At 41.4% G+C, this 9,385-nt stretch carries 16 protein-coding genes; 6 read left to right on the forward strand and 10 right to left on the reverse strand.

From position 1 onward, the window contains the following. Positions 1-956: 956 nt before the first annotated feature. On the reverse strand, positions 957-1,223 hold the full coding sequence (locus E0765_RS03320; protein ID WP_132811812.1) for a hypothetical protein: 267 nt from the start codon (positions 1,221-1,223) through the stop codon (positions 957-959). A gap of 584 nt (positions 1,224-1,807) precedes the next feature. Here E0765_RS03320 and E0765_RS03325 point away from each other — a divergent pair. From E0765_RS03325 to E0765_RS03340, 4 genes are all read left to right on the forward strand, one after another. After that, entirely contained in the window at positions 1,808-2,068 is a 261-nt protein-coding gene (locus tag E0765_RS03325) for a hypothetical protein (RefSeq protein WP_132811813.1), read from the forward strand. Beyond that, entirely contained in the window at positions 2,065-2,586 is a 522-nt protein-coding gene (locus E0765_RS03330; protein WP_132811814.1) for a hypothetical protein, read from the forward strand. Before E0765_RS03325 ends, E0765_RS03330 begins: the two co-directional genes overlap by 4 nt. Beyond that, positions 2,583-3,209, forward strand: coding sequence for a hypothetical protein (locus E0765_RS03335; protein ID WP_132811815.1), 627 nt, complete (start codon positions 2,583-2,585; stop codon positions 3,207-3,209). Before E0765_RS03330 ends, E0765_RS03335 begins: the two co-directional genes overlap by 4 nt. A gap of 507 nt (positions 3,210-3,716) precedes the next feature. Beyond that, on the forward strand, positions 3,717-4,637 hold the full coding sequence (locus E0765_RS03340; protein ID WP_132811816.1) for a site-specific integrase: 921 nt from the start codon (positions 3,717-3,719) through the stop codon (positions 4,635-4,637). Positions 4,638-4,670: 33 nt separating this feature from the next. Here E0765_RS03340 and E0765_RS03345 read toward each other — a convergent pair whose 3' ends face one another. Genes E0765_RS03345 through E0765_RS03360 form a run of 5 tightly spaced genes read right to left on the reverse strand, consistent with a single transcriptional unit; the run spans position 4,671 to position 6,868 of the window. Further along, the gene (locus tag E0765_RS03345; protein WP_132811817.1) at positions 4,671-4,940 is read right to left on the reverse strand and encodes a hypothetical protein; all 270 of its coding nucleotides are present in this window, start codon (positions 4,938-4,940) and stop codon (positions 4,671-4,673) included. A gap of 60 nt (positions 4,941-5,000) precedes the next feature. After that, entirely contained in the window at positions 5,001-5,519 is a 519-nt protein-coding gene (locus E0765_RS03350; protein WP_132811818.1) for a hypothetical protein, read from the reverse strand. An 11-nt stretch (positions 5,520-5,530) separates the two neighbouring features. Next, a complete protein-coding gene (locus E0765_RS03355; RefSeq protein WP_132811819.1) occupies positions 5,531-6,358 on the reverse strand; it encodes a nuclease-related domain-containing protein in 828 nt (275 codons plus the stop codon). Positions 6,359-6,363: 5 nt separating this feature from the next. After that, positions 6,364-6,501: a hypothetical protein gene (locus E0765_RS12435; RefSeq protein ID WP_165921645.1), complete on the reverse strand. Its 138-nt coding sequence runs from the start codon at positions 6,499-6,501 to the stop codon at positions 6,364-6,366. Between the two features lies 1 nt (position 6,502). Continuing rightward, positions 6,503-6,868, reverse strand: a complete 366-nt coding sequence (locus E0765_RS03360) for a hypothetical protein (RefSeq protein WP_132811820.1) — start codon at positions 6,866-6,868, stop codon at positions 6,503-6,505. A gap of 159 nt (positions 6,869-7,027) precedes the next feature. On the opposite strand from E0765_RS03360, the gene E0765_RS03365 reads away from it, so the two are divergent. After that, entirely contained in the window at positions 7,028-7,288 is a 261-nt protein-coding gene (locus E0765_RS03365) for a helix-turn-helix domain-containing protein (RefSeq protein WP_132811821.1), read from the forward strand. Between the two features lie 6 nt (positions 7,289-7,294). Here the strand turns inward: E0765_RS03365 and E0765_RS12440 are convergent, their stop codons facing one another. The 4 genes from E0765_RS12440 to E0765_RS03380 all read right to left on the reverse strand — a co-directional run bounded on the left by E0765_RS12440 (position 7,295) and on the right by E0765_RS03380 (position 8,702). After that, positions 7,295-7,456, reverse strand: a complete 162-nt coding sequence (locus tag E0765_RS12440; protein ID WP_165921646.1) for a hypothetical protein — start codon at positions 7,454-7,456, stop codon at positions 7,295-7,297. Between the two features lie 125 nt (positions 7,457-7,581). After that, on the reverse strand, positions 7,582-7,806 hold the full coding sequence (locus E0765_RS03370) for a WGR domain-containing protein (RefSeq protein WP_165921647.1): 225 nt from the start codon (positions 7,804-7,806) through the stop codon (positions 7,582-7,584). Beyond that, positions 7,781-8,299, reverse strand: coding sequence for a hypothetical protein (locus E0765_RS03375; protein WP_132811823.1), 519 nt, complete (start codon positions 8,297-8,299; stop codon positions 7,781-7,783). The genes E0765_RS03370 and E0765_RS03375 overlap by 26 nt, the downstream gene beginning before the upstream one ends. A gap of 1 nt (position 8,300) precedes the next feature. Next, entirely contained in the window at positions 8,301-8,702 is a 402-nt protein-coding gene (locus E0765_RS03380) for a hypothetical protein (protein ID WP_132811824.1), read from the reverse strand. A 287-nt stretch (positions 8,703-8,989) separates the two neighbouring features. Between E0765_RS03380 and E0765_RS03385 the strand changes: the two genes are divergently transcribed. Continuing rightward, on the forward strand, positions 8,990-9,214 hold the full coding sequence (locus tag E0765_RS03385) for an XRE family transcriptional regulator (protein ID WP_132811825.1): 225 nt from the start codon (positions 8,990-8,992) through the stop codon (positions 9,212-9,214). Positions 9,215-9,385: the final 171 nt, after the last annotated feature.

Below are 9,385 nucleotides of genomic sequence, written 5' to 3' on the forward strand. Positions count from 1 at the left end.
CAGACTTAGGATCTGGTGCCTCACGGTGTGAAGGTTCAAGTCCTTTCGTCCGCACCACCCCTAATATAGGGACTTTCAAAGCTTTTTCTTCTTCTTTTTAAGAAAACTCAAAAATCATTTTTTACTACATTTTTACTACAACCATCAATCTGAGTTCAAGCTTTTCATTCCTTGATAATTTTATGTTTTCAACAAACCATCCCTTACCCCTCCATTCATGAAAAAAATTGCAACTTACTGAAACGTTTTGATACTGTTTGTACGGTTGTGAAAATTTATTAACATCCCTCATCTTTTCAACTATGATTCCTTCGTTGCGATTATTCAGCGGGGTACCAAGTGTTTTATCACTCCCAAGTGATGGAAGCCTCTCGGCTTCCCGTTGAGTAATTCAATGGAACACTTGGTACCTGTTCCTTACTCAAAATCTCCATTTTTATTGTTCCATTTTTGATAGGCGTATCATCAAGCGTCTGGTGAAGTATATATTTTGATTGTGGCCATCATAGTCTCTGCCCATAATGCAGTACCCCAAATATAGAAAAAAGAGTAGAAGTTGATGCGGCTGCGGCCGGCTCTCACAGGGAAACCAAAAGGGGGATCGATCACACGCGAAAAGTGGCGCTGTGGTAGATACTATGCTCTCTGCACCTTCTCATACCGACCTAAATCCAAGACTCTCACATAATGGACACGGAACAAACTGTACAGCACAACCGACAGTTGATGGTATGCTCTTGCCGAGCGTGAAAAAGGCGAAGAGGCTATTCGACGATCAATCGAAACGACGGAATTATAACGTAAATAAAGTTAGTGGAATTTCAACTGCGGAGAAGTATGCCCAAAATTTGGGAGCTTTGAAGCCCCTAACTGCGTCATCTCCTCACCTCTCACTCTGGAATGTGATAAAGAAAAGAGAAATTAGGAGCGAGGCGAAATAGGATGAAAATGAATTATTAACGAAAAATATTTGAGATTATATCGTTCTCAATTTCTTCGCGATTGTACAAGACCAAGTCATTAATGTAATGAAAATGTTTCCCATCATGCAGCACTCCTTGTTTTCTAAGATTTGAAACCCAGCTTTCGCTGCGTCCCATATATAAAGCAAACTCAGCTTCGTTAAGCAACCGCTTGTTTGATACATTAGAAATTCGAGGTTTTTTAAAGAATTGGTTCAATCCTTTTAAAAGCTTCATGACTTGGTCACGCAAGAGATTCATCTGAATCTTTCGTATGGTGTCATTCAAAAACACTTCGTAAATGGCCAATTCACAATGTGCACTCGAACGCATTTTTTAAACAAATCAAAAAATTAATTGATAACCAATTTTTTGATTATCTGTCCATTTGTGTATATTGTGGATGTTCTAAATCATTCGAACTGATTCAGCTTGATAACGTTATCAAAACTTGTCATTAACTCAAAGAAAACTCACGTCTTGCAAAGTTTCATGACTCGATCATTATTGATGGCTTTTCCAGAAAAACCATTTATTGTAATATTTAAAATACCTCTGCGCCTCAATTTAGAGATATTTTACTCTGTCAAATTCATCCCATTTGTATTATACAAAATCGTATCGATAAAGCCAATAACCGGAAATGTTTCGTTTTGAAACGTATTAATAAATTTACAACTTCTGGTTAAATTAAGCAAATAGTTGCACAAATCTTCAAATAATCGCATATCGTAAATCCCCGTTATTTTCTCAGACTTTTTTCCATTTCTTTCCAAAATTTTCTTTTTTATACTTCTCTTAACACATAGCTATGCGTAAATATTTTTGAAATTCAAGGAAAGGTAATGACAGAAAAAGAACTTGTCGAAATGATGTACGAAAAACATAAAAAATGGCTTTTAAACTCTAGAGAAGCAGCATCTGAGTGGGGAAGCAGTTATTCAGCTTTAAGCAAATTATTCGGAGGAGAGGAAGCCCTTCCAGAAAAAGTGATTTTGCAAAAGCAGATCATCCCTCCATGGGTAATGTTTGGTCAAAAGCGCATGTGGAAGATCACTGAAATTGCAAAATGGCTTCTTGAAACTGAAAAAGGAACTCAATCATGACTGATGAGATACAGTTCATTATCGAACGTTTACTCAAAGTATCGTTCGAGCAACAGTCGGCTTTGCTACGCTACTTTAGCCGAAGCGACATAGTGACGCGGATCAAAATCCTCGCAGAAAAGACCAACCGATTTCATAAATTGCGTCAGGAAAACGGGAATAGTGACAAAAGTATTCTCGAATATTGTGCGCTGATTACAGCTATCAAAAATGCCCATGATGAAAACGAATCTCTTCGAAAAAAATCTTTCAGAGGATTGAAGCTCGAAGAGATTCGGATTCTATCGCAGAAAAAAGCAGATCAGTTTATTCGCAAAATCAAAAAGCCGGATCCAACCCGTGAAAAACTGCTTGGATATTGGGCAATTGTGCGGATGCTGAAGCTTGAACAAGATTTCAGTTTCCGCCAAATCAGCCTTTATCTCAAAAAATACCATCGGTTTGATGTTGCTCATTCCACAATATTTCAACTGTGGAATGAGCTGGAAAAAAATGAAAATACAGGAGAATCCAAATGATCGATGAAGCAATTCCATATATGAGTAACGAAAAACATCAGGGGATTTCGGTTCCACTGACGACAGATGAAAAATGGGTCTTGCATTTACTGCTGGAAGAAGACTATAAGCGAAGCTATATAGTCGGAATGTGGCTTAGCTATGGAGGACGGTATCATACTCATTCGTTGCCAGAACTCTATAAAATCAGAGAGGGCTTACGCATGTATACTCGTGGTTTAATCACCAAAGAATACTCCAACAAGCTGTTCGAAATCAGCGATAGAACCATTGCTAATGTCAAAGAAAAATCGGTGCGTTGCAAGTTCATTCAACATGAGAAAGTTTTCATTGATGAACTTGAGGCAAATGCTATGCTGCATCTATGGGCTGATGCTCTAAAGGGATATTCGATCATTAAACTAATACGGTCAATGTCGATCTTTTCAGTTTCTGCCTCGTATTACACGTTCGGATGGATGGATGAAATTGAGCGCTTTGGAAGAGTACAAGAGCAGTTAACCCAAGCCAATGATCTACCAAAAGGGCTTGTTGATTTTATGCAAAACAAGATATTTTCTAGCAATTATGGCAAAGAAATCTTGCAAAAATACGAAAAGCTGAAAGCGGAAAAAGGGAAATAGCTGTTTTTTCAAGTGTTCGGTACTGTATTATGCACTGTTTTCATGCTTGATTGACTCATTTCAAGAAACTCCCTTATTTTGGGAGTTTTTCTCCATTTTCCATTCAAAACAGAAACCGTAAAAAACAAACGCACACTCTTCAAAAAAACCTCATGATCATCGAACATTTTTCCATGTTAGAGTTTTATGTTTTCAATTTTTAGTTGCAAATCGATGGAGCTCAGTATCCTCTACGGAGCATACGTACCACCGTAACCAAAAGAGCGCGGTTTTACTCAATATGTCTACTGGATTGTTGAAACTGGCTATGAACCATGTAGAAAGTGTGGCGAGCTTTGAATCGCAAAGGGTCTTTGAATCACTTATATTTTTTTGCTTCTTACAGGCATTACCCGAACTGTCAGCGATGCGGATGCTATCATCGAAAAAAAAGAGCAGAATGACTAAACACACTGCCGGACGGCGGCTGAATCCGTTCATTGATTTTCAAAAAAAAGGAGGATGAGTATGCGTGGATCAGTATATTACCAGACAGGGCTTCTGGCAAAAGCGGTGTTTGCCGAAGGGGCTAAAAAAACGGAGCGAATCGATCCGAATCATCCCCATTATCAAAAGATTGCGTCTTACCGTACCCTATGCACATATCGCGAAGTGTGGAACAATTTTCTCAATTACCTCAAAGAACATTGGGGAGTTAAAAATGCCGAAGAGATCACCGGTGCGATGGTCGCCGACTACATGCTATACAAGATCGAATACTATCCGAGCGAGCAGTATTTGGAGAAGATATCCTCCGCCTTGGGCAAACTCGAAATTGCCCTGAAGCACTATACCTTGTCCCAATACGGTGAAGCCAGGGAATACGATTTCTCTATCCGACAGGAAATCCTCGATACAACCCGAGATCTTGATCTGGTTGCCGACAACTACCACAACCGCGCCTACAAAGATCCGGAACTCTTGATCGAATCGCTCAAAGATCCTCATCACCGTTTAGCGGCACGAATCCAATATGAGGGAGGAGCGCGTATCGAGGGGGTCAGCCTCATCAAACCCGATCAGCTGCATGGAATATGCCACGATCCGATCACCAAAACCGATAAAGGGGTCATTTTTACCAAGGAAAAAGGGGGAAAGGAAGGGGATGTGCTGATCGGTGTTGATACCTATATCGAACTTGAAGAGCATTTGAAAATGAACAAAACTTTCAAACTCGACCGACGGCGCTACAGTCATGCTATCCGTAGCACCTGTGAGCGAATCGGACTTAATCCGGAAGGTTCGCACGGTTTGCGCTGGAATTTTGCGAAACGCAGACTTTTCGAATACGCCAAAGCGGGCTTCACCTACGAGCAAAGCCTCCAAACGGTGAGTTGGGAGATGAAGCACAATCGGGCCTCAATCACCGAGCACTATCTGGGGCATTAACCATTATGAAAACGGTCAAAACAGATAATTTACTTACTGACAATGCTTGGTGATGACTTGCTGAAGTGATCCTCCAGTTGCCGCAGCCACACAAGCTTCATATGCGATTTGTAAAGCAGCCGCTTCTCCTCTAAAGACTGAGATTTGTGCTTGACACATATTCATTGCATGCTGTTCATTCATAGCGCCACCACGCACTCCCAGTCCAACGTTCCATCCCGTCTGTGCAGTTTCAAAACATCCTGCAAATACATTGGACGAAAGAATCCCTATCACCAAAAATCCACTTACTATTTTCATCATATTAAACTTCTCCTTGCGTTTTTGAAGCATTCAATGCTTTTGTTATATTGACTCAACCCACTAAAGCTGGGAAGCTTCCTTATTCTTTTTTTGCTGCTGTTCATTTGCCGTCTGCTGCTTGAATTTTTTCATCAAGTTTTTATCGACGTAATTCATGTCCATTTCAAAGCTCATATGGGGAGCATTTAGAGTAATCTCCGTATTTCCGTCAATAAACTTGACGTATTTGTCTCCAACGAATGGAATGCTGGAATTCACAAGCTTGTACTTCTTTTTTAATGTGCCAAATAAATAGTCGAATTTATCCTTCGACAATGTGGACAATACCGCTTGTAATTTTCCATCCGAACCAAACACAATCGTTGCTGAATGTAATCCTTCCAAAGACAATTCAGACGGGTCAAGCTCATACATAGCACCTTTGCTGTATTTATTCACACCTGCCTCTTTAATGGAGTATTTGGCTTTGACATCAGCCGCGGTTGCTTTTCCGATTTGCATCCCAAATGGTGCTGGATCAGCATGTATTAACGTCACGGCGGACAGCAAAGCTATGAGGGCAATTGTTGTATTTTTCAATGAGTCTCCTTTTATTTTTTATATGGTCTATTGTAATAAGCATGATCTTTTCGAATGGATTCAATAATTCGTTGCTGCTCTTCTTGAGCCAGTTGATAGGTCGAAGTTTGTAAAAATCGATCTAAATTCCAATCATGAACAATGGCGGTATAGTCAATATTGAGATTCTTGAAATCCCCCAATCTAGAACGATTATGTGCCCAGATAATCGAGCGATAGACCTGAATTGCGGGATAACGTTTCTGGAGAAACGATTGAAGCAAATCAGACGATTCATTGACCTGTCGACTTGGGCTTCGTCCTCGTTTATCAGCTATTGGCACATTAGACTCAACCATATTGCCGTATTTATCGTATTTGGTTCTCCACCATCTATCCCCGTCACAGAAAATGGTGCCGTTGTTGTATTTGATTTCGATAGCAAATACACCTCGCGGACCGACCAAAATCTGATCGATCTCTCCTCTGGCATTTTTATAGCCGCCGATCAATGTCCACTGATCATCAAGATTTTCAGCTAAAAAATTCTCTACCCGTTTTTCCCCTTCATTGCCGGCACTCCAAATCTTTTCTTTATCTCCGGCAGCTTGCATTCTGGGGCGTGAAGGCTTAGGTGCCGCATAGGCACCGATAACGCTGAAAACTCCGCCAATGATTTCCCATATATGACGTTGCTTCCATGCGTCAGAGAATCGGGAACGCGCCTGTACTTTACGAGCATCTCGTTTTATGATTGCTTCGTTGTAAGAAAAGAGACTGGTATGATATTGTCGCTGTCTCTCTTGCACGGCCGCGTCAATTTGTGAAGCCGTATGATCAGATAAAACGATTTTTTTCATGATACTTACTGCTTACCATCAAAATTTCGATCTATCCCGCCCGCTTTATCAGCGTCGAAATGATCTGAGCGCCGTTTGAATAAAACTAAACTTGTGACAACTATCAAAAAGACCAGAGGCACAAGCTGAACAATCAAATCCATCTCAATCCTTCAACTCATTTGCTTGAATGGATAAAGCTGCTTTTTTTTCTTTGATTCCGATCCAAATACCTGCACCTGATGCAATGGCGATTGCAGGAAGTCCCCAAGAAAGGTTTCCATTGGTCATGAGCAATAGTGCAATCCCAAGCTGGACAGAACCGAAAACGATTTGTAATTGATGATTTTTCTGATAAGAAAAAATTGCAAACAATATAGAAGCTGCAATCAATAAATACGCAATCCCCCCGATATGTGAGCCATTTTGGGTCATATTGATTTGTTCACCCATAAATTCTTGTGTCCAGCTATACCATGGCACAAACCAAAAAAACGTATTTGCAATCCCTATCAACAATCCTTGCATCATCTACCTTTTCTTTATGGAATAAATCAAGCACAAGCATCCACTAAATATTAATGAAGCCTGACGAATGAGTGTTATTCTATTTTTATAATCCTTTTTACTCACTTAATAGTGATTGTTTTAAAATATGCCTCTCCATTAGAATCGCTTATTCAAACAAGAATGGCGGTCATAGTGTCCAAAAAAGAGGAATATCCCGATGTCAAAGCGTATTACGACGCTTTAACCAATCACATAAAAGCGCTTCGAAAGGAGCGTAACATCAGCCAGTTGAAACTGGCTAATATTCTCGGACACAGCTCTACCTCTTTTATTGCGCGCATCGAACTCCGTCAGAATCAAGCCAATTACAACCTTGGCCATCTGATCCTTCTTGCCAAAGAGTGGGATCTCGATATCCATGATCTGCTTCCGCCGCTTTGATGCGCGCTAAAAGATCTTTCTGAAAATTTTCATCACATTCTGATTAAATCGGATCCAGTCCCGACAAGCATAAAGCACCAATCCGGTTACATTCCCTCCCAGCATCACCGCTGCGGATGTTTTATCCCCCGCAATGTACGTCACCGCCGTGGGTATCCATGTCATCATGACAAATTTTTCTTTGAAACCCAGTTTCATGCTATACTACCTCCGAACATCACTTCACTCTCCCTAATTTCCTCCGTCAAACAGATACGGGAGGGTGAAGGATAGCATCGTTTTTCTCGCACTCTTTACCATCTCATCGAAACTTCATATCCCCGTTTTTGCTTCCGATTCAGAAGTTCTTCATAGGCTTTCATAGCTGCACTTTGATCCCCAAACACTTCAGAGATCATCCGCATCGGCGTGGCCCTGTTCAAAGATCCGAAACTTCGTATCAGAAGCCACTCTCCAAAGAGATTGGGGACCACTTCCAGGCGGTACCAGCGCTTACGGTCGTTGACGGTCCGGGTCATCGTCAGCTGCATTTTTTTTCTCATCGTCGGTCTGCGGGTTTTTCTCTTCATCACGCCACAGAGCAAAGCGGAGCATCATCAACACGCCTGTTACACTCACCAATACCATCCAGTAGGGAACAGCAGAGGGTTCTGGGAACGGTTTGCCGATCACGCTGCACACTCCCGGATCATTGATGATCACATCCCCTTTGACAAACCCTACCCCCTCCTCATAGCTCCATCCATTTAAAGGATCAACTTTGGCACTCTCCCCCCTCCACATCCCGCACACAAGAGCGCTTCCCTCATGGAACTGCTCCATCAAAAAACGCTCCCCCAAGTATTGGATGTGATTGGTGTACGCAATCCCTGTTACACCGGCGAGTGAAATCACCCCTGCAAATACCAGTTCCCCTTTTTTCGAGAAGAGAATGAACCCTACCCCGATCATCAGAAAAAAAACCATTGTCCATAGATGAAGCGAATTCGCAGCGACCATCTCCAGTTTCATCTTAGCGCTCCTCGATGCTCTGGGATATCAGCTTCAGGCGTTCATGAATCCGATACACTGTGTTCAAGCAGCGGTAGCGGCTGTGAACCTGGCGTTTGAGGATTCCATGAACCGAGTACCATCGAATGCCCAGAAAGCTGTGTTTGCGGATGAGCGCTTCGGGATGGGCGCACAACAGCTTTTCATAACTCAACCCCGAAGCGTCATGGATCGTATAGAGTTCCTGATCCCCTTCGACTATCAGCGATCCATCCTCTTCGCGTGTAATCGTCGCATTGGTGTAAATATCTTTGTACCCCTCGCACTCCACAAAGTAAAACCGCTCCCCCCTGGGATTGATGATCATCTCTTTACGCCCTTCGTCAATCAGGACATCGATGCCATTGTAGATAACCTCTGCCATTAGATTGCTCCCTTTGGATTTGATTAATAAACATATGATTATATATATTAGTATTATATACCCATATATAAGCAATGTCAACGCCTCGACTACCTATTTGTATATATTTAATCACTTTTAAATACCTATATGTAATTTTATGGCGTTGTGCAAAGAAATGCCTGAATGTATTCACATTTGATTATATAAATACAAATAAAGAGCATCAAAAAATAAAAACAGCCCATTTAGTAAACATTTGAAGAGATTGGGTTAGAATTTTGCAAACGAATAAGTATGGGATGGGAATGGACAAATACGCTTTCAACGATATGCTCAGATCTGCCGGTCTCAGCAAAAAAGAGTTTGCTGAGATTTTAGGAACGACCGGCGGTACGATCAGCAACTGGGGGAATGAAGGAAGAGAGATCCCCTACTGGGTCGAATCATGGCTGAAGCTCTATATTGAGAACCTGCATTGCAGGAAGATCCGGGAAGCTATTAAAGAAAGCGGAGTGTGTGACAAACTGTAATGTCGAAAAACAGTTGTTTTTCGCACACTGTCTCCAAATCTTCCAAATCGATCTGTCAAATAGCAATAAAATATACGAAAAACACTGTCGGAATGATACAATATACGAATACTGAAATTTGAGGTTTTCCGACATGCTGATAGGATACATGCGCGTTTCGACTGACGGTGA

Origin of the sequence: Sulfuricurvum sp. IAE1 (assembly GCF_004347735.1) — a bacterium.
In the GTDB taxonomy this organism is placed as follows: domain Bacteria; phylum Campylobacterota; class Campylobacteria; order Campylobacterales; family Sulfurimonadaceae; genus Sulfuricurvum.